The sequence below is a fragment of the Burkholderia sp. IMCC1007 genome, from assembly GCF_027257875.1.
Classification (GTDB): domain Bacteria; phylum Pseudomonadota; class Gammaproteobacteria; order Burkholderiales; family Burkholderiaceae; genus Burkholderia.
Window position 1 is genome coordinate 56866 of sequence record NZ_JAPVQY010000030.1, and the last position, 18720, is coordinate 75585.

At 64.8% G+C, this 18720-nt stretch carries 20 protein-coding genes and 1 pseudogene; 11 read left to right on the forward strand and 10 right to left on the reverse strand.

The genetic code is table 11. The features are described 5' to 3' along the window. Positions 1-30: 30 nt before the first annotated feature. The 4 genes from O1Q03_RS23625 to O1Q03_RS23640 all read right to left on the reverse strand — a co-directional run bounded on the left by O1Q03_RS23625 (position 31) and on the right by O1Q03_RS23640 (position 3034). Positions 31-747: an SDR family oxidoreductase gene (locus tag O1Q03_RS23625; RefSeq protein WP_269506440.1), complete on the reverse strand. Its 717-nt coding sequence runs from the start codon at positions 745-747 to the stop codon at positions 31-33. Between the two features lie 50 nt (positions 748-797). After that, the gene (locus O1Q03_RS23630) at positions 798-1466 is read right to left on the reverse strand and encodes a peroxiredoxin-like family protein (RefSeq protein ID WP_269506441.1); all 669 of its coding nucleotides are present in this window, start codon (positions 1464-1466) and stop codon (positions 798-800) included. A gap of 314 nt (positions 1467-1780) precedes the next feature. Beyond that, positions 1781-2323 carry a carboxymuconolactone decarboxylase family protein gene (locus tag O1Q03_RS23635; protein ID WP_269506442.1) on the reverse strand — a complete coding sequence of 181 codons (543 nt, stop codon included), beginning with the start codon at positions 2321-2323 and terminating at the stop codon, positions 1781-1783. Positions 2324-2665: 342 nt separating this feature from the next. Further along, positions 2666-3034 (reverse strand): winged helix-turn-helix transcriptional regulator, encoded by a 369-nt coding sequence (locus tag O1Q03_RS23640; RefSeq protein WP_269506443.1) that lies wholly within the window; start codon positions 3032-3034, stop codon positions 2666-2668. 92 nt (positions 3035-3126) lie between these two features. On the opposite strand from O1Q03_RS23640, the gene O1Q03_RS23645 reads away from it, so the two are divergent. Genes O1Q03_RS23645 through O1Q03_RS23655 form a run of 3 tightly spaced genes read left to right on the forward strand, consistent with a single transcriptional unit; the run spans position 3127 to position 4856 of the window. Then, complete coding sequence (locus O1Q03_RS23645; RefSeq protein ID WP_269506444.1) at positions 3127-3453, forward strand: nuclear transport factor 2 family protein; 327 nt, start codon at positions 3127-3129, stop codon at positions 3451-3453. Then, entirely contained in the window at positions 3453-4232 is a 780-nt protein-coding gene (locus tag O1Q03_RS23650) for an SDR family oxidoreductase (RefSeq protein WP_269506445.1), read from the forward strand. Before O1Q03_RS23645 ends, O1Q03_RS23650 begins: the two co-directional genes overlap by 1 nt. A gap of 39 nt (positions 4233-4271) precedes the next feature. Next, positions 4272-4856, forward strand: a complete 585-nt coding sequence (locus O1Q03_RS23655; RefSeq protein ID WP_269506446.1) for a DNA-3-methyladenine glycosylase I — start codon at positions 4272-4274, stop codon at positions 4854-4856. A gap of 120 nt (positions 4857-4976) precedes the next feature. On the opposite strand, the gene O1Q03_RS23660 is transcribed toward O1Q03_RS23655, so the two are convergent. Beyond that, positions 4977-5978: a LysR family transcriptional regulator gene (locus O1Q03_RS23660; protein ID WP_269506447.1), complete on the reverse strand. Its 1002-nt coding sequence runs from the start codon at positions 5976-5978 to the stop codon at positions 4977-4979. A gap of 302 nt (positions 5979-6280) precedes the next feature. On the opposite strand from O1Q03_RS23660, the gene O1Q03_RS23665 reads away from it, so the two are divergent. The 3 genes from O1Q03_RS23665 to O1Q03_RS23675 all read left to right on the forward strand — a co-directional run bounded on the left by O1Q03_RS23665 (position 6281) and on the right by O1Q03_RS23675 (position 7987). Next, on the forward strand, positions 6281-6643 hold the full coding sequence (locus tag O1Q03_RS23665; protein ID WP_269506448.1) for a tautomerase family protein: 363 nt from the start codon (positions 6281-6283) through the stop codon (positions 6641-6643). A gap of 44 nt (positions 6644-6687) precedes the next feature. Then, positions 6688-7494 (forward strand): acetoacetate decarboxylase family protein, encoded by an 807-nt coding sequence (locus O1Q03_RS23670; RefSeq protein WP_269506449.1) that lies wholly within the window; start codon positions 6688-6690, stop codon positions 7492-7494. 232 nt (positions 7495-7726) lie between these two features. Beyond that, complete coding sequence (locus tag O1Q03_RS23675; protein ID WP_269506450.1) at positions 7727-7987, forward strand: hypothetical protein; 261 nt, start codon at positions 7727-7729, stop codon at positions 7985-7987. Positions 7988-8045: 58 nt separating this feature from the next. Here the strand turns inward: O1Q03_RS23675 and O1Q03_RS23680 are convergent, their stop codons facing one another. The 5 genes and pseudogenes from O1Q03_RS23680 to O1Q03_RS40245 all read right to left on the reverse strand — a co-directional run. Then, positions 8046-8435 carry a limonene-1,2-epoxide hydrolase family protein gene (locus O1Q03_RS23680; RefSeq protein WP_269506451.1) on the reverse strand — a complete coding sequence of 130 codons (390 nt, stop codon included), beginning with the start codon at positions 8433-8435 and terminating at the stop codon, positions 8046-8048. A gap of 88 nt (positions 8436-8523) precedes the next feature. Continuing rightward, entirely contained in the window at positions 8524-8937 is a 414-nt protein-coding gene (locus O1Q03_RS23685; protein WP_269506452.1) for an NADPH-dependent F420 reductase, read from the reverse strand. A gap of 650 nt (positions 8938-9587) precedes the next feature. Next, positions 9588-9968, reverse strand: a complete 381-nt coding sequence (locus tag O1Q03_RS23690) for a hypothetical protein (RefSeq protein WP_269506475.1) — start codon at positions 9966-9968, stop codon at positions 9588-9590. A 100-nt stretch (positions 9969-10068) separates the two neighbouring features. Next, positions 10069-11304, reverse strand: a complete 1236-nt coding sequence (locus tag O1Q03_RS40240) for a formylglycine-generating enzyme family protein (protein WP_442865830.1) — start codon at positions 11302-11304, stop codon at positions 10069-10071. After that, positions 11290-12039 (reverse strand): annotated as a pseudogene (locus tag O1Q03_RS40245) (caspase family protein); the annotation flags it as partial. The pseudogene O1Q03_RS40245 and the gene O1Q03_RS40240, both read right to left, overlap by 15 nt. Before the next feature lie 322 nt (positions 12040-12361). Between O1Q03_RS40245 and O1Q03_RS23700 the strand changes: the two are divergent. The 5 genes from O1Q03_RS23700 to O1Q03_RS23720 all read left to right on the forward strand — a co-directional run bounded on the left by O1Q03_RS23700 (position 12362) and on the right by O1Q03_RS23720 (position 18655). Next, complete coding sequence (locus O1Q03_RS23700) at positions 12362-12790, forward strand: DUF4399 domain-containing protein (RefSeq protein WP_269506454.1); 429 nt, start codon at positions 12362-12364, stop codon at positions 12788-12790. A gap of 42 nt (positions 12791-12832) precedes the next feature. Further along, entirely contained in the window at positions 12833-13258 is a 426-nt protein-coding gene (locus O1Q03_RS23705; protein WP_269506455.1) for a DUF4399 domain-containing protein, read from the forward strand. A 474-nt stretch (positions 13259-13732) separates the two neighbouring features. After that, positions 13733-15208, forward strand: coding sequence for an efflux transporter outer membrane subunit (locus O1Q03_RS23710; protein WP_442865828.1), 1476 nt, complete (start codon positions 13733-13735; stop codon positions 15206-15208). 191 nt (positions 15209-15399) lie between these two features. After that, entirely contained in the window at positions 15400-17268 is a 1869-nt protein-coding gene (locus O1Q03_RS23715) for an FHA domain-containing protein (RefSeq protein ID WP_269506456.1), read from the forward strand. After that, positions 17246-18655: an HlyD family efflux transporter periplasmic adaptor subunit gene (locus tag O1Q03_RS23720; RefSeq protein WP_269506457.1), complete on the forward strand. Its 1410-nt coding sequence runs from the start codon at positions 17246-17248 to the stop codon at positions 18653-18655. Before O1Q03_RS23715 ends, O1Q03_RS23720 begins: the two co-directional genes overlap by 23 nt. Positions 18656-18720: the final 65 nt, after the last annotated feature.

Consider the following 18720-nt stretch of genomic DNA (forward strand, 5'->3'; position numbering starts at 1 on the left):
GCATCGCGCGCGCGGTTGCGCGCGCGTCGTTCAGAACGGTGCCTTGCCGATCGACGCGCCGCCGTCGACGTAAAGCGTCTGCCCGGTCATGAACGCTGCGTCGTCCGACAGCAGGAACGCGATCGTCGCCGCGATTTCGTCGGGGCGGCCGAATCGCCCCATCGGTACCGCGGACAGATAGCGGCGCTCGCCTTCGCTGCCCGGCGCATTGTTGGCACGGAACAGTTCGGTTTCGGTCGGCCCCGGTGCGACCGCGTTGACCGTGATGCCCGTGCTCGCGAGCTCCAGTGCCCACGACCGCGAGAAGCTCACGAGCGCGGCTTTCGCGGCCGCGTATGCGGTGCGTTGCACGATGCCGAGCACGGTCAGGCTCGAAATGTTGACGACGCGCCCCCAGCCGCGCTCGCGCATGCCGGGCAGCAGCGCCTGCACCGTCTGGACCGCCGGGTGGAGGTTCAATCGCAGCACGTCGTCGAGGTCAGCAAGCGTCACATCGCTGATCAGTTGTGGTCGAACGAGGCCGACGTTATTCACGACGCCGTCGATCGCGTGCCGCCGCAGCAGCGCGGCCAGGACGGCATCGGTCGCTGCGCGGTCGCCGAGATCGACGCGGACGAGCTCACCGGGAAAATCCGCGTCGTCGCGCGCGAGGCCGATCACATGGTGGCCGCCGCGCACCAGACGTTCGGAGAGGGCGCGTCCGATCCCCTTGGTCGCGCCGGTGATGAGAAAAGTGCGTGAAGTCATGAAGGAATCCGTATCGATGGATGAACTCGAACGCGCCGCTGGTGCGTCGCTCACGCGTGCGTGGCGTTTTCGATCACCGGGAACATCTCCGACGGATCGGGACGATGCGTATAGTCGGGATTGACTTCCGAATACAGCACGATCCCGTTCTGGCCGATCACGTAGCGCGCGGGCATCGGCAACGTCCAGCTCGGGTCGTTGTTGAAGGCCGGCAAATCGTTCTTCAGTGCCTTGTACAGGTCGACGAGATAGTCCGGCAGCGCGAAGCGCAGCCCGAACGCGGCGCCCGTCTCGCCGTTCACGTCGCTCAGTACCGGGAAGCCGAGCTGGTTGGTGCGGACCGACTTGCGGCTGTTGACGGCCGTCTGCGGCGAGATCGCCACCACGTTTGCGCCGAGCTCGCGGAGCGCCGGCAGCGCTTCGTTCAGTGCCTGCAATTCGAGGTTGCAATACGGGCACCATACGCCGCGATAGAACGTGACGACGAGCGGCCCTTTGGCGAGCAGGTCCGCCGACGATACGTCGTTGCCGTCCTGATCCTTCAGGCGGAACGTCGGTGCGAGGTCGCCGGCTTTGATCGCGCGCGCGGCCTGGCCGCTGGCAATCAGCTCGGCCGTCGCGCGCTCCATGATCGGGTGGATGTCGGGCGGTGCATTGTACGGCGGCTTGCCCGCCTTGAAGTCGGCCTTGAATGCGTCGAGTTTGTCCTGGAGCGACATGGCGAATCTCCTGTGTGTGGAAGGAGCCGGTTGGTCCGGCCGGCGAGCGGTGGCTCGTCGTGGAACCCATCTTCGTCGACGCCCGAGCGTGTCGGTAGCAGGGCGGGGTGAATAACTCCCATTCCCGGCAGGCATGGGGGTGTCGTGACGTTTGTGGGCGCGCGATGCCGGGTAGCTGTCGAACGCGCGCGCCCGTCGCGGCGAGGCAGGTGGGAACGGGCATCCGGCGACGGGCGTCCGGCGACGGGCATCCGGCGACGGGCGCGATTGATGCCGTGGCGTCGAACCGCGTCCGGACCGGATGCCGCTACCGCTTACTTCACGGGCGGGAAATCGACGACTGTGTCGTTGATGCGGTTGAACGTGTTGGTGAAGATCGTCAGCGCGATGGCCAGCGAGATTTCGGCCAGCTGCGTGTCGGTGTAGCCGGCTTCGCGGATCGCGTCGACATCGTCTTCGGAGAGCGTCCCGCTCGTGCGCTGCAGGGCGGATACGAAGCGGATCAGTGCATCGCGCTTCGGGTCGCCGGTGTTCGCGTGGCCCGAGCGGATCGCGCGCAGCGCATCGGCCGATAGCCCGGTCATCTTGCCGAGGAGGTTGTGTGCGGCGACGCAGTAGTCACACCCGGTCTCCGCGCTGACGAGCAGCTTGATCGTTTCGAGATCCTGCTTGCTCAGCGAGCCGCCCGCGAGCGCGCCTTCGGCATTGAGCACGGCGGCGAGCGCGTTCGGCGCGAGATGGCCGACGGCGGCGAACAGATTGGGGACGGTTCCGCCGGCGATCTTGCGGACTTGTGCGTAGACGTCGGCGGTGGCACCGGTAGCGGACTCGACGGCGGGGATGGCGATGCGGCTCATGACTGGCTCCTTGATCGGAAAGTAGAGGCCCGTTGGTTCGGGGTGACTCCACTTTAGAAGCGCAGGCTGATCCGGATAAGCCGCAAAAGTCGCATTTCGATGCTCAAAAAGATCAAAGGCGGCGGCGCAGGCTCATGGCAAGCGGTGCGCCCGGCGTATCGTGGTCGTAGTACGGGATTCGCGAAGTGTGCCGCCGCGCGGCCTTGGCCGATTCATGTCGTGACCTGGGCCCGGAATCTCGCGGGAAGGGGGCCGATCACTCCGGCTGATGATTTGGAACACGCGTTGACTGGGATCGATTCGACCGCAGCCCGGGTTTGAAGAACGGCTTGCTGTCCGGGTTCATTGCGGTTCTGGAGACGCGTCGTCATCGGGTGATGACGGAAAGCGCTCGCGTTGCTCCGCCCATTTCAGCATCGCATCCAGGGCAGGGCACAGAGCCTGTCCCCAATCCGTGAGTCGGTACTCGACCTTCGGCGGCACCTGCGCATAGAGCTTTCGCGAAACGATTCCGTCGGCTTCCAGTTGCCTCAGTTGCTGCGCCAGCATCTTTTGAGAAATACCGGGAATCAACTTCTCGAAATCAGAATAGCGTTGCACTTTCCCGCCGAAGAGATGGAAAAGAATAATCAATTTCCATCGGCCTTCGAGCAGCTGGATCGCTTGTTCTACCCCCAGCGCGGCAGTCGCTGGCGTGTATTCCTTTCCCATGGTTCAGTAGCTTACTTTTCAGTGCGTTCTTGTGGAATGGTTAGTCTATGACGAGAATACCCGGCAGGATAGCTCACAGCGAGAATGCAGCCATGATCCTTTCACTACCGGATTCAATTCGCACCTACTTCGATTTCAGCAATGGCTCCGACACGGCTCGGGCGGCTCAATGCTTCACGCAGGACGCGGTCGTCGTCGACGAGGGGCACACGTACCGCGGGCACGACGCGATCGAGTCGTGGAATCTCGAGTCGCGGAAGAAATACGCGTTCACGGTCGAGCCTGTCGCCGCTTCCGGAAGCGGCGAGCGATTGACGATTGCGGCCCGGGTTGCCGGCAACTTTCCCGGCAGCCCGGTGCAACTCGACCATGTGTTCGATCTGGCGGGCGACAGGATCAGCGCACTGGAGATCCGCTGATGTCGATGACTTTGGAATTGAAGGACAAGCGTGTGTTGGTGACAGGCGGCACCATGGGTGTCGGAAAGGCCGTCGTCGGCTTGTTTCGCGAACTCGGCGCGCGGGTACTCACCACGGCGCGAAAACAACCGGCCGATACGCCGGCCGACATCTTCGTCGCGGCGGATCTCGCGACGGTCGAGGGCTGCGACGCCGTGGCCCGGGCAGTGCAGGAAAACTTTGGCGGCGTTGACGTCATGGTCCACGTCGTGGGCGGTTCAAGGGCACCGGCCGGAGGCTTCGCCGTATTGGGCGAAGACGAGTGGCAGAACGAGTTGAACCTCAATTTGTTGCCCGCCGTCCGACTGGATCGCGCATTGTTGCCGGGCATGCTGGCACAACGCGCGGGGGTCATCATTCATGTCACGTCGATCCAGCGCGCGCTTCCGTTGCCGGAATCGACCACGGCCTATGCGGCGGCGAAGGCCGCGCTTTCGACCTATAGCAAGAGCTTGTCGAAGGAAGTCTCGCGCAAGGGCATTCGTGTCGTCCGGGTGGCGCCCGGGTGGGTCGAAACCGAAGCCGCGGTCGCTTTCGCGGAGCGGCTCGCCGAGCAGGCGGGCACCGACTACGAAGGCGGTAAGCAGATCATCATGGATTCGCTTGGCGGCATTCCGCTCGGACGGCCATCGACGCCTGCCGAAGTGGCGAATCTCATCGCGTTCCTGACGTCCCCGCACGCTGCGGCGATTACAGGAGCCGAGTATGTGATCGATGGCGGCACGATTCCGACTGCATGAGCATGCGAGCGCGTATCGACAACAACGGACGATAAACGAATGATCGACAAGAGACCGGTCACTCGCTGCGAGTGGGCTGACGGCGATCCGCTGATGCAGGCGTATCACGACCACGAGTGGGGCGTGCCGATTCGCGACTCGCGTCTCATGTGGGAAACGCTGATGCTTGAAGGATTTCAAGCCGGGCTGGCCTGGATCATCGTGCTGCGCAAGCGCGATGCGTTCCGCAATGCGTTTGCGGGCTTCGATCCGGCGACGGTCGCCCGCTACGGTGAGCACGACATCCTGAGGTTGATGGCCGATCCTGGCATCATCCGCTCCCGGGCAAAGATCGAGGCCACGATTCGCGGAGCGCAGATTTACTGCGAAATGGAAGGTCGGGGCGAGCGCTTCAGCGACTTCTGTTGGTCATTCACCGATGGCAAGAGCTTGCAGGGGGATGGGAAAAGCTGGATATCGCGTTCGCCTCTTTCCGAGCGAATCTCGAAAGATCTGAAGAAAAAGGGATTCAAGTTCGTCGGGCCGACCATCGTGTACGCATGGATGCAAGCCGTAGGCATCGTCAACGATCATTCGGCATGCTGCTACAGACGGACGGCAGCCCGTCATAAAGCAGTCAGTTGACGAACGGCCCGGCGAAACGGCACAGCCAATGTGGGGCGTGCCGGCGATGCAGCGTGTCGACAGGATCGTGCCGATCGCACTGCCTGGCGCCATGGGCGGTCATGTCCCGCTCAAAAAACACTATCGGTCGGACGGGCGCTTGGACATCGATGACGCCGCGTCTCGACGCCGTCCCGACTGGCGGGCAGCGCTGACCAGAATGACGTCACGCGCCATGGCTGCCGGCAGATCTGCCTTCAGCAACTCGATCCACGCGTGCGTCTTTGCTTCGAGAAACTTGCGTGATGGCATCAGCACATAGACGCCGACGTCCGGCGAGCGCCATCGCGGCATGACGTGCACGAGTTCGCCGCTGCGCAACGCGTCGACTACCGCGAAGCCCGGCAGCAGCGCAATGCCCAGCCCGCGGCATGCCGAATACAACACGGCCTCGGGATGATCGCCCACCAGTGGCCCTTCGGGCTCGATCGAATAGCTGGCCTTTCCGTCGGTCAGCTCCCAATGCGGCGTCGTGGATGGATTGACGAGGCGCAGGCAAGCATGGCGAGCGAGATCCTCGGGGGTCTTGGGCGAGCCGTGGCGTTCGAGGTAGTCGGGCGCTGCGCACAGCACGCCGTGAATCGCGCCGAGCTGCTGCGCCACCATGCTGGAATCCGGCAGCTTCCTTGACAGATAGACACTGACGTCCACCCCCTCGGCCAGCAGATCCGGCACATATTGCGACGCACTGTATTCAACCGTGACAGCCGGATACATCGCGCAATACTTTGCCACGAGCGGCACCACGTAGCGGTCGCCGAAACTCGCCATGCACAGCACGCGCAATCGGCCGGTCGGTTGAATACGTGCTCCGCTTGCTTCGTCTTCGGCTTCAGTGACCAGTTCCAGGATGGTGCGGCACTGATTGGCGTAGCGCTCGCCGGCACTTGTGACCGAGAGACGCCGGGTCGTCCTCTGCAGCAGTTTGGTCTGCAAACGGTTCTCCAGCTCTGAAACGAGCCGCGACACCTGCGCGGTCGTGAGCCCCATGTGTTCCGACGCAGCCGTGAAGCTTCCGGCGTCCACGACCCGCAGGAATGCGGTCATCGCGTGGAGTAACCCATAGTCGAGATTTTTGCGCATGACGTAACAATATTTCGGATCTGGCCGTATTTTTGCAGAATATCCGAAAAGTTAGGATCAGCGCATACGGTGTTGCACGCAGTCCGGCGCGGTGCGGTTCGATGCTGGTCGAGGCCGTCATCCAGGCCCCGCAGTATCGCAGTCGGTCGAACGTTTCCACCTACGGCGATCAGGATATGTATTCCTGATCAACCTGAAAAAGGTCCGCCACCTGGCGTGACGCTGAACGATCGGAGTCCTGTATGCCAATGACGCACGTTTCGATGCGCAAGGGAAAGTCGCCGCAGTTTCGTACCGCGGTTATGAAGGGAATCCACGCGTCGCTGCAGGCAGCCCTCGGGGTTCATCCGCAGACGTTCTTCATGACCGTCACCGAACATGAGGACGCCGATTTCCTCGCGAACATGACGTTTCCGTTCGAGCGCAGCCCGGGTCTCCTGCTGATCCAGATCACGCTGACCGCCGGGCGCGGCGCCGAGGACAAGCAACGCTTTTACCAGCACCTCGTCGAGACGCTGCAGTCCGATCCGGGCGTCGAGCCCGCGGACGTGTTCGTCAACCTCATCGAAGTAGCGAGCGAGAACTGGTCGCCCGGCAACGGGCTCGCCGGCCGCAATGCAGTGATCCGGGGCGACAACGCTCGCACCACCCCGGACGCCAGCTGACGCACATGCGTCGATTATTTTTGTTCACTCATCCTGGAGTCATCATGTCCAAGCCGTATGCCGTTCCTTTCTCGCCCCGCGGTCTGTCGAGCATCGCACCGCCGCCGCCGTGGCACTACTCGGGCGACTTTCTGCTCGTCGAGTTCTGGGCCGATCCTGCTGCTGTGGCGGCCGTGCTGCCGAAAGGGCTGACGCTCGACCCGGCATCGCCCGGCCACGCGACAGCGCTTTTCATCGACTGGCAGTTCACCGGCGAGAACGATGAAATGCTTGACCCGGCGCGCTACCAGTACCGCGAATTCTTCGTGCTGGTCGACGCGATCTACGATGGCAAGCCGGTTTCGTTCTGCCCGTACATCTTCGTGGACAACGATTCGGCGATCATGCGCGGCCTGATTCAAGGCTTCCCGAAGCGCTACGGGCAGGTGCATCAAACGCGCTCGTTCGCGGCGCCGAGCCCGGCGGCCGCACCGGTGGCAGCGGGTACCCGCTTTGGCGCGACGGCGTCGACGGCAGGGCAGCGCATCGCGCGGGCGGAGGTCAAGCTGCAATCGGTGGTGGAAGACGTGTCGACGCTCAGCATCGCCGGGAGACCGGTGGTGAACCTGCGGTACTTCCCGCGTCTTGCCGCGGGTCAACATGACGCGCCGGCAGTGAACGAGCTGGTGCTGTCGGTGACGGACAACGCGCAGATCGCGAACGTGTGGGCCGGGGAGGGCAAGCTGGTGTTCCCGCTCGTGGATGGCGAAGAGATTTCGGATCTCCAGCCGCTGCGCGTGGGTGCCGGCTTCCGCGGGTCGCTGGCTTACAGCGTGACGGATCTGAAGCTGCTCGCTGACAACACGAAGTAACGCGCCGGTTGAGTCGGGATCGAGACGCTCGGCGATCGGTGTTGGGGGCGCGCGTGCGGCGAAGCTTTGCGTGGACCGCGTTCAGGCGGCGCAATTCAGTGCCTACGATGGCCCCCGCTTGACCGACACGCGCTTGATCTCGACCAGCGAGCCCGTATGTGCGAGCACACGCAGTGCGCGTCTCTCACGACAGCGGGTTCGAAGCCGTGGATTCAAGGAATTTTCCGACTTCATGCCTGAGAAGTACGTCGGCCGACGTATCGCCTTGATTGGGGATGCTGAAGCGCTGGCGAGGCCCCACATAGGCTTGGGAACATCAAAGGCCGCGGGAGATGCAGTTGCGGCGCTCGCGACCGCTCTTGAGACTTCATCGTCGGTGGACGCTGCGCTTGTACGGTACGAGCAGGCACGCCTTTCGTCGGCGAGAGCTCTCGTCCAGCGCAGTATCGATATTGGTATATCACTTGCGCTGGCCGATGAGGCAAACGCGTGATGGCTGAATGTGTCACCACGCCATATGCGAAAACAGTTCCGACTGCGCAGTGAGCAGATTATGTTTGTATCTGCTTCATCTGCTGATCGAATGCGGCGGGGTCGAAATAGTCACGCCATACGGTAATGATGCCGTTCTCTATGGTCAGCGTACCCATCACCGGAAGCGTGATTCTTCCGCCGCGTTCGTGAACGAAGACGTCGATACGCTCGTTCAGTACAACGTTGCCGTTCGCGGCAATTTGTGTAACCTTCCAGTCTACGGTGAAGGTGCTTCCAATGCCGAAATCCTTGTGGAATTTACGCACATTCTCACGTCCAGTGATGTCGGGGAAAGGCACGTTATCGTAGAGCACGTCCTCCGCTAGCATTGAAAGTGCCTCGTCGATTCGATTGGCACTCCAGCGATTAAAGAATTCGATTGCGACTTCGATAGGTTTGGCTAGCATGGTTTCTCCGAAGCGAGCGCGCTCGAATCGCATCAACAGTCGATTCGATTGGCGCGCCGTTACGCGGTAGCCCGCGCAAGTTGTGAAGTTAGGCTTTGCTGAAGGCCAGCAGTTCGGCGTTAAGCACGTCCGCATTTGCAGTCGGCATGCCGTGCGAGAATGTGCTGCATCGTCTGAAACGTGGGTTGCGGATCAGCCGAACTTCACGAGATTGAGAGATGGCAAGGGGCCGCCGGGGAATTGAACAAGGCGCACCCATCGCGAGAGAGCCCAGGTCAATGCCGAAAAAACCAAGTCGCTCAATCAATGCACCGACGACGTGCTTGGCTGCCAAATCGTCGCCGGAATAAAACAACACGCGCTTGCCTCCCTCACTTGAGGGGTCGCCAGACAACAGGTGTGGTTGGAGATGGTTGAATCCTTTAACCACCCGGGCACCGGGAACCAAATCGGCGACAACTTCGCTCGATGCGCGTGTTCCAAGGTCTATAGGCTTGAACAAAGGTGCTTCAATCGGATTGTTGGTGTCGACAACGACCCGTCCTTCGAAGTTGGGCAGTCCATCAAGTGCAACTGGCAGTCATGCGGAAAGTGCTGGCATCATCCTTTGCCGATCGAGTTCGAAAGGCAAAGGCGATTGGAGTAACGCACCCACCCCGATAGCGCACTAGCGGGCAAGTCGGGTGCGATTGATTCCGTAGTCGTCCGCGCAGCGTTCACGTGCCCGTGGATCCCACGCATCCCGACGCCACGCGAATCGCCGTGACGGATCCGCAACCCGTGGTGTGGGATGAACGCCTCTTTGTGATGCCACCGCCCGGGCAGTCATAGATTCACGATGGTGGTCCGCACGTGGCCGCAGGAGGGAGCGGAAGGGTCGGGCGGCGCGGGCCGGAGGCAGAAATTGCAACGACGCCAGAAAAAACACGGCGCCGGAAGCGCGGCCCGTCGCGGCGTCGCACCGGATGAGACACGCGCACTCGGAAGGCTGGCGACGAAGCGTGACGAAGGCAAGCTCGGGCGATCGCACCACACCGCAACGCCCCGCAATGCCGAGGCGCTCGGCAAGCCGGCACACGCGTATCGGTCGCGTGCCCGACCCGAGAGTGGAAGAGGGCGTGTCGCGCATCGGCGGCACGCCGTTCCTGACGCTCAGCGCGTCGAGCCGGAGGCGGGCGGTTTCACTTCGGACAGGTCGTCCTTGCGAACCTCGGCCTGACGTACCGTCGTGCCTTCGTCGTCGGTTTCGGAAATATCGGTTTCGAACGTGGATTGCGCATCGTCGCTGGACTGCGCATCGTCGCGCTTCTCAGCCGACTTCGCACCCGACTTCTCAGCCGACTTCTCGCCGGACTTCTCACCCGACTTCTGAGCCGACTTCTCAGCCGACTTCTCAGCCGACTTCTCGCCGGACTTCTCAGCCGACTTCCCGCCGGACTTCTCACCCGACTTCTCGCCCGGCCTCTCACCCGACTTCTCGCCGGACTTCGTGCCGCCTGCAGGTTTGCCCTTCTGTTGCTCTTGGTTTGCCATTTCAAGCTCCTGATCGCAACCTGGGATGTTGCGCATCCAGCGGGGAGCAAGGCGCGGGCCGCGTGTCTTCGTGTCACTTCCCGATCGGATCGGTATCGCGCTACTTCAGGTCCCGTGCCACGCGAAACCCGTTCGCGGAATAACGTACGCTGCTGTCGTACTTGAAGCGTGTCGAGACGGGCATGTAGCCGGCACCGTCCCGCCACGAGCCGCCGCGAATGACGCGGACCTGGCAGTTCGGCTCGTCCCACGAGCGGCCGTCGGCAGGCGCGTTCTTGTACGTGGCGTGCCAGCAATCGCTGACCCATTCCCATACGCCGCCCGCCATGTCGTAAAAGCCAAGCGGATTGGCCGCGAACGAGCCGACGTTGTCCGGTGCATCGGCGTGCCACGGTGAACCGCAATCCTTGCAGTTCGCGTTGCCCGGGCGCATCTCGTTGCCCCACCAGTAGCGCGTCGCGGTGCCGCCACGGGCCGCGAACTCCCATTCAGCCTCGGTCGGCAGCCGGTAAGGCTTGCCGCTTATCTTGGACAGCCACTTCACGTACAGTTGCGCATCGTCCCAGCTCAGGTCGCGCGCAGGCGCATTCGCTGCCGCATTGCTGTCGCTGGACAGGCGCGGACACGCGCCCGCATCGCGGCACGCGTTCCATTGCGCGACCGTCACCACATACTTGCCGAGCGCGAAGGAATGATCGAGCGTCACGCGATGCGCAGGTTTTTCCGATGGATCGCCCGAGTTGCTGCCCATCGCGAAGGCCCCGGGATTGACCGTCAGCATGGCGGGGCATGCAGGGCAATCCCGGAATTCACCGGCGGCCGTCGCACCGCCTTTCTGCGGTGCTGCCGATGGTGCGGCGACTACGGCGGCAGGTGCAGCCTTCGTCGGTGATCCAGGCGTATGCGCAGGCGGTGCCGACGTCGATGCCGACGGCGGCGGCACGTGCGCCGGCGCCGGAACGGGGGCAGGGGCCGGTGCGGGACTCGCCGTCGGTGCGGGTGCGGACGCCGCGGATGCCGCGGGCGCCTTCGGCGCGGTCGCGCGCAGTCGTGCGAGGCGCGCCTGCGCCAACTGCGCGAAGCGCCCGTTCGGGTAGGTCTTCAGATAGGCTTCGTAGTCGCCTGCTTCCTTGCTGTCCTTGATCGACTCCCAGAAGGTGATTTCATACTGTTCGGTACTGTCTTTCGGCATCACGCCACGGCTATCGAGCGCGATGGCACCGACATCGGCCAGCACGGCGGATCGTGGTTCGCTGCTGCCGGCTCCCGAGCGACGCGACCCGCTGAACGCCAACGTCGCCGCGGCACCGGAAAGGGACGACGCGACCCACGGCATCTGCCGATGCCCGGTGGCATGGTCGACCATCGCGCCCGCACGGTCGAAGACCTGCGCGATACCGAGCCCCGGCATCGCGAGCGTCTGCAGCAGCGCTGCCGTGTAGACGCCATGCGTTGCACCGTCGGCCGCGCCTTCGCCGGGCGCCGCCGCGTATGCGACGAGCGTATGCGGCGGCGGCTTGTCGACCGCCGCGCTGCTGGCGCCGGCGAGCGCAGTCAGGCAGGAATCCAGAATGATCAGATCAATGCGCTCGCGGTGCGGCCGCAACGTCGTCGCATCGAACACGGTCTGCAGGTCGATCCCCGTTCGCGACAGGCCGGCCGCGGAGCCCACGTCGGCATCGACCGGTGCGAGCCACGTCGTTCCACCGACGCGCGCGCCGTGGCCCGCAAAATAGACGAGCCCGGTGCCGCTGGCCGCGATGCGGTGCTCGAACGCGGCAAGCCCGTCGAGCATCTGCTGACGGGTCGCGTCTTGCAACGTGATGACATCGAAGCCGAGCGCCTGCAGCGCATGGCCCATCGCATCGGCGTCATGAACGGGATTGGCGAGCGGATGGTCGCGATATGCACCGTTGCCGATCACGAGCGCGACGCGATGCGGCTCGACCGACCGCGCGCGCGCGGAAGCGGCGGGCGCTGCTGCAACAGGATGTACGTCTGCCCCGGAGCAGTTGCTCGACGCCACCGTGATCGACGCAAACAGGCATGCGGGCAAGAGTATTCGCCACATATTCAGCCCCTCGAGATGCGCCGTCGGACGAGGTGCCGAAGGCGGAGCGCAGCCGTTGCCGGGTGTCCGGCCGCGGGCGGGCAATGCCGGCTTGCGGCGGGCCCGGGCACGGCAGGACACATTCAAGATAGCACGTGCAATTGGCGGCGATCACCGGATCCACCCGCGGCTTTTGCAAAAAACAGACATGTGCGCACCCGCATCGCTATCCGCCCATCACCATTCGCGATCCGTTTGTGTGTTCCGCCGATTACGTCCTAAGCTGTTAGACACGCTCCACTGTCCGACGCCGCGAGCCGCCACCCACGCGAGGAGCAACACGATGCGAAGAAGAGCTACGTTGTTGGCTTTGGCCGCCACCGTCCTGACGCCGAGGATCGCGTTTGCCGCCGGACGTACGCCTTCGCCGCCCGGCGCCGAGGTGTACATCATCTGGCCGTCGGACGGTGCGACGATCACGGGCGGCAAGTTCTGGGTACGCATGGGCTTGCGCAACATGGGTATCTGCCCGAAAGGCATCGAGCGGCCCAACGTGGGCCATCATCACCTGCTGATCGATGCCGATCTCCCGCCGCTGGACCAGCCGATACCATCGGACCGGAATCATCTCCATTACGGCGCCGGTCAAACCGAAGCGCGCATCGAGCTGCCACCGGGCAAGCATACGCTGCAGCTGCTGATGGGCGACCACGATCACGTGCCGCACGATCCGCCGGTGTACTCGAAGAAGATCACGATCACGGTCAAGTAGCGCGCGACGCCGCGCCTGCCGCCCGAACCGGGAATTGACGCCATGAACAAGCTCATCCTCTTCGCCGTTGCCGTGACGCTGCTATGGTCGGGGCCAACGACCGCGCAGACCGGCGCGCAGTCCGCGAAGGCCGTCGTCTACATCGGCTGGCCCAACGACGGCCAGGTGCTGCCGGCCGGACGTCCGTTCCGGGTGTGGTTCGGCTTGCGCGACATGGGCGTCGCGCCGTCGCACGTGCAGTTTCCGAATACGGGCCACCATCACCTGCTGGTCGATACGGACCTGCCGCCGATGGACCAGCCGATTCCGTCCGACCGGAGTCACCTGCATTTCGGCGCGGGCGAGACCGAAACGACGCTGGAGCTTCCGCCAGGCAAGCACACGCTGCAGCTGTTGATGGGCGACGCCAACCACGTACCGCAAAAACCGCCGGTCTACTCGAAGAAAATCACGATCTACGTGAAGTGACGTCGCGCCCGGCGATCGATGCTCGCGCAGCCTGCGCGTGCGCGTGCGCGTGCTCGCGCGAGCGAATAGGCGCCGCACGGCAACGCGGCCGCCCGTGGCACGAGTGTCGGTGCGTACGCGACGTCCCGAGCCCGAACCATCTGCGACGAACCATCACGCACCGTTGATCCGGGTGTGTCGCGCACGTCGACAAAACCGCTCCGAGTGTCGGTGCGTACACGACTTCCCGAGCCCGAACTGTCTGCGACGAACCATCACGCACCGTTGATCCGGGTGCGCCACGCACTTCGACAAAATCCCATCGTCGCCACGCGGGCCCGCGTCTGCACGCCGCCCCGCGCGATTCCCGCCGATCCCGCGCGCGGCTGGCATGCCTCATGCGAGATGAGACGCGAGCGTGCCACGCTGCCGTACCGACACCAACACTTCCATCCGTGTCCAGCGTCGCCGCCGCGTTCCTCCAAGGAGTCGATCGTGAACACTCATCCGTCGCCGACTGCCACGCACAACTGCCGCGGCCTCATACGTTCGCTGGCCCGCATTGCGGGTTCCGCCGGCGCATGTGCGGCGTTGCTGTCCGGCTGCATGGACCTGAACATACCCGCTTACCAGCGCCCGGAGATGCCGGCAAAAGCGACGTGGGCGCACGCGCACCAGCCGGTGTCCGCGTCGGACGCGGTCAACGCCGAATGGTGGAAGAGTTTCGACGATCCGACGCTCGACGCGCTCATCGACAAGGCCATCGCAGGCAACGTCGATATCAAGGTGTTGGCCGCACGCATCGGCGTGGCCGGCGCGCAGGTCGGGGAAGTCCAGGCCGGCGCGCTGCCGAGCGCCGACCTCGGTGCGGGCGTGGACTTCGAGAAGAACACGCATCAAACGCTGTCGAAGTCCTACAACCTCGGCAGCCAGGTGAACTGGGAGATCGACGTCTGGGGCAAGGTCGAGAAAGGCGTGCAGGCGCAGAAGGCCGAATACCGCGCGACCGAGGCGGACTGGCGCGCCGGCTACCTGACGCTCGTCGCCGACGTGTCGAGCACGTATTTCCGGATCCTCCAGTTCGACGACCAGATCGAGCAGGAGCAGCGCACGCTCGACAAGAACCGGAAGATCCTCGCGATCTACCAGTCGATGCTGGCGAACGGCGTCGCGCCGCAGACGGAAGTGCTGCGCCAGAGCGCGGAGATCAACGGGCTCGCGAACGAACTGATCGAGCTGCAGCGCTCGCGCGACACGGCCGAGAACGCGCTCGCGACGCTGCTGGGCGTGCCGGCCGGCGAATTCAGGATGCCTACGGGCCATCTCCGGCAGCGCGTCAAGCTGCCGGACGTGCCGATGGGGCTGCCCGCGCAACTGCTCGCGCGCCGGCCGGATGTCGTCGCCGCGCAGTATCGCGTGCTCGAATCGTATGACGAAGTGGGCGCGGCGAAGCTGGCGCAACTGCCGTCGATCAGCCTGACGGGGCGTGGCGGCACCGCGGCGTTCGCGCTGTCGGATCTCTTCAAGGCCTTCACGTTCAGCTTCCTGCCGAGCATCAACCTGCCGATGTTCGACCCGGGCGTGCGCGCGCACATCAAGACGACCGAGGCGCAGACCAAGGTCGCCGAGCAGCAGTACCGGCAGACCGTGTTCACCGCGTTCAAGGAGGTGGAAAATGCCCTCGTCGATCTCGACGCGCACAAGCAGCAGCGCGTGCAGCTTCAGCAGCAGAGCGCGCGGCTGCGCACCGTCGCCGCGCAGGTCGAGGCGCAGCTCAAGGAAGGGCTCGTGTCGCAGCTCGAAGTGCTCGAATCGGAACGCTCGGTGGCGTCCGCGGAACTCGCGCTGCTCGCGAATCATCAGCAGATTCTGACCGACACGGTCACGCTCTACAAGGCAATCGGCGGCGGCTGGCGCGCGGTCGAAATCTCGAATGCGGACAGCACGCCGGTCGGCCACGCGATGCAATGAACACGCCAGCCCTGCGCAGCCGTGCGATCGATGCCGGCCGATTGACTACCGCCATCCGTCGCCTAAACTTTTTTCACGATCGTGCTGCCGCGTGCCTCGGCGGCACGGCTTCACACGGGTGGTTCGAAAGCGCGTCGCGTTTCTTGCGCCGCATGTCCATTGGCGGGCGCATGTCGATCGTTGGCCGAATCATGGTTCCAGACGCCGCTTCGATTGCCGAGAAACAAGCCGCGGTCGAACGGCAGTTCGACATCGTGCTCAAGCCGGTTTCCCATCCGGAGCTGAGCGAGATCCGGATCGACAACGCGCTGTTTGCCGTCGGGCGGACCAACACGCCGTTCGCGTCCGCGCGGCCGGAGTGGGTGGCCGACCTGTCGCGGCGGCACGCGCGCATCTTCTTTGAAGGCGGCGCGGCCTACGTCGCCGATCTCGGCAGCAAGAACGGGACGGCCGTCAACGGCGTCGATGTCGGCGAGAAGCCGCACCTGCTGCGCGACGGCGACGAACTGCGCTTCGCCGGTGCGCTGGCGTACCGCGTCGCGTTCGTGCCGCGCGCGACGCATCAGCCGGTGCGGCCGGCCGTCGTCACGCTGGCGCCGGAGCGTGCCGATCTCGGCCTGCAACCGGTCATCATTACCGCCTTCCCGTTCCTCGTGAGCAAGACCGACGACACGTTCGCGTGCTACCGGAACGCGTATCCGCATCAGGTCAACTATCTGTCGCGGCGTCATGCACATATCTACGTGCAGGACGGCGACGTGTTCGTGGAAGACCTCGGCAGCACGAACGGCACGTTCGTCGACGGCCGGCGCCTCGACGAGCATGCGGTACCGCTGGCCGACGGCGCGATGCTCGCGTTCGGCGGGGATCATTTCGTCTATCGCGTCGGTGTGCAGCGCGAGCCGGGGCCGGACTCCACCGTGACGGCGTCGTCGGCGCCTGACGGCGCCGCGCATGCGGCTGCCGTGGACCCGGACCGGACCACCTTCGTCGATACCGCGCATTCGTTCCTCGACATCTTCTGCACGGTGCCGGCCGTTCAGCAGGACGACGAGGTCAATCCGCAAGCCGCGCATGGCGCCGCGGAAACCGCGCATGACGCACGCCACCGGCGCGGCAGGATCGAAGTCTTCCTGTCGGAGCTGAGCGAGGCGGTCGGCGGCAGCGGGCACGTCAACCTGCGCCGGCTGGGCTGGTGGAGCGGCGGGCTGCTCGCGGCGGTCGTCGTGCTGTTCGCGACGCTGTATTTCCGTGATGCGCCGCTGCGCGAGATGCACGCGCTGCTGGCGCGCGGCGACACCGCGCAGGCGGCCCAACTCGCCGACCGCCAGCTCGTCAGCCATCCTGACGATCCGGCGTTCGTCGCGCTCGGCACCGAGGCGCTCGTCCGGTCGAAAGTACCGGAGTGGATCGCCGCGATGAACGCGCGCGCGTTCGACCGCGCCCGTGCCGTCGTGCAGGACATGCGCACGCTCGCGCGCCACAACGCCGACGCGCGGCCGCTCGTCGACGAAGTGGCGTGGATCGGCGAGCTGCAGGCGTTCGTTGCCGGGCGCGGCGGCCCGGAAGCGCCGATCCGCATCTACCGCGACGAGGCGCCGATCAAGGCGCTGACCGGCCGCTGGAACGATGACCCGGGCGCGCATCAGCGGCGCCTCGACCGGATTTCGTCATACGTTCCCGCGTTCGCCGCGCCGTATGCCGACGCGCTCAGTGAGCTGCGCCGGCTGCAAAGCGACAACGCCGTCTACGTGGCCGCGCTCGAGCGGTTGCAGCGCGCGATCGGCTCGGCGCTCGACGACGACCGGCTCGACGGTCTCCCGGCGCTGCTCGCCGACGACGAGCAGCGCTATCCGCGCCTCGCCGGCCTCGACGCCGTGCGTGCCGATCTGCAGCAGTATCTGCAGTTCGAGAGCGACGCGCGGGCCGGGCACGGGCGGGCCGTACTCGATCGTCTCAAGCAGTTCCGCTTCGCGACGCCGCAATTCGCTGCGCATGTCGCGACGCTGGAACGGCTCGCTTCGTCGGGAGGGCGCAGTGAAGCTCGACAATCTCCTTAAGCGCGCGCGGCAGCCGGCACCGCCGGAGCCGCCACGCTCGCTGGGCGAGGCGCTGGAGGATCACAGCGCCGAAGGGATCGCGATCCTGACCGCGCGGCCATGGCGGCTCACGCAGGCGACCATCCTCGCGATGGTAGGGCTCGTGGTATGTGCGCTGCTGTGGTCGTTCGTCGGCCGCGCCGATGTCATCGTGACGGCGCAGGGTGCGCTCGCGCCGGAGTCCGAGGTGCGCCGAATTTACGCGCCGGTCGACGGCGAGCTGGTGGACATCTATATCGCCGAAGGCCAGCCGGTCGAAAAGAACGACGTGATCGGCCGGATCAACGCGCGCGGCGCGATCGAGGCGGCGACCAACGCGCTCGATGCGCGCCTCAAGCTCGACGACGCGGAGCGCGAATGGAAGCAGTTTCCGGACAAGAAGCAGCTGATGGAGCGCAAGGCCGACGCACTGAAGCAGCAGATCGAGGTCGAAGAGCACCTGCATCAGAACCGCATTGCCGAAGGCACCAGCAAGCTCGCGCAATCGCAGCGCGCGCAGATCGACGAAGCGCGCAGCAATATCGACAACGCTCGCCACGCACTCGATCTCGCGCGGGACGAACAGGACAAGTACGCGCGCCTGTTCGCGCTGCCGGGCGGCGGCGGCGTGTCGCAGAGCCAGGTGGAACAGAAGCGCAGCGCGTACCTGCAGGCCCAGGACAGCTACCGCGTCGCGCAGGCGCGGCTCACGCAGCTCGACGCGCAGCAGAGCCACGAGTTCGCGCAGGCGAAGGCGCAACTCGAAGGCAGCGGCGAAACGCTGACCGGGCTGCGCATCCAGTACGACGCAACGGTGCGCGACATCGCGAACACCGAGGAGAAGCTGCGTCTGCAGGTGCAGACGGCCCGCCTCGCCGCGGATGCCGCCGCGCGCATCCGCTTCGAGAACATCGACAAGGACAATTTCCTGCTCGTGCTGGCGCCCGTCTCCGGCGTGATCACCGATGTGACCACGACGCAGCCCGGCGACAAGATCCTCGCCAACACACCGCTCGGCAGCATCGCGCCGTCCGATGCGCGGCCGGTGGTGAAGGTCGCGATTGCGGAGCAGGACCGCGCGTTCCTTCATGAAGGCTTGCCCGTGAAGCTCAAGTTCAATGCGTTTCCGTATCAGCGCTACGGCGTGATCGACGGCACGCTCGAATACATCTCGCCGGCGACCAAGCCGCAGGCGCAGACGAAGGAACCCGTGTACGAAGGCCGCGTGGCGCTGGTGCGCAACGCGTACACGATTGCCGGCACGAAATACCCGCTGCGCTACGGGATGACGGCCACGGCGGAAATCGTGGTGCGCGAGCGCCGCCTGATCGGGTTTGCGCTGGACCCGTTCAGGCAGATCGCGGGCTGATGGCGACGGCCACGGCGTTGTGGAACGCAGGCAGGCGGTGACAGGTGACGTGAGGCATCGGCGGC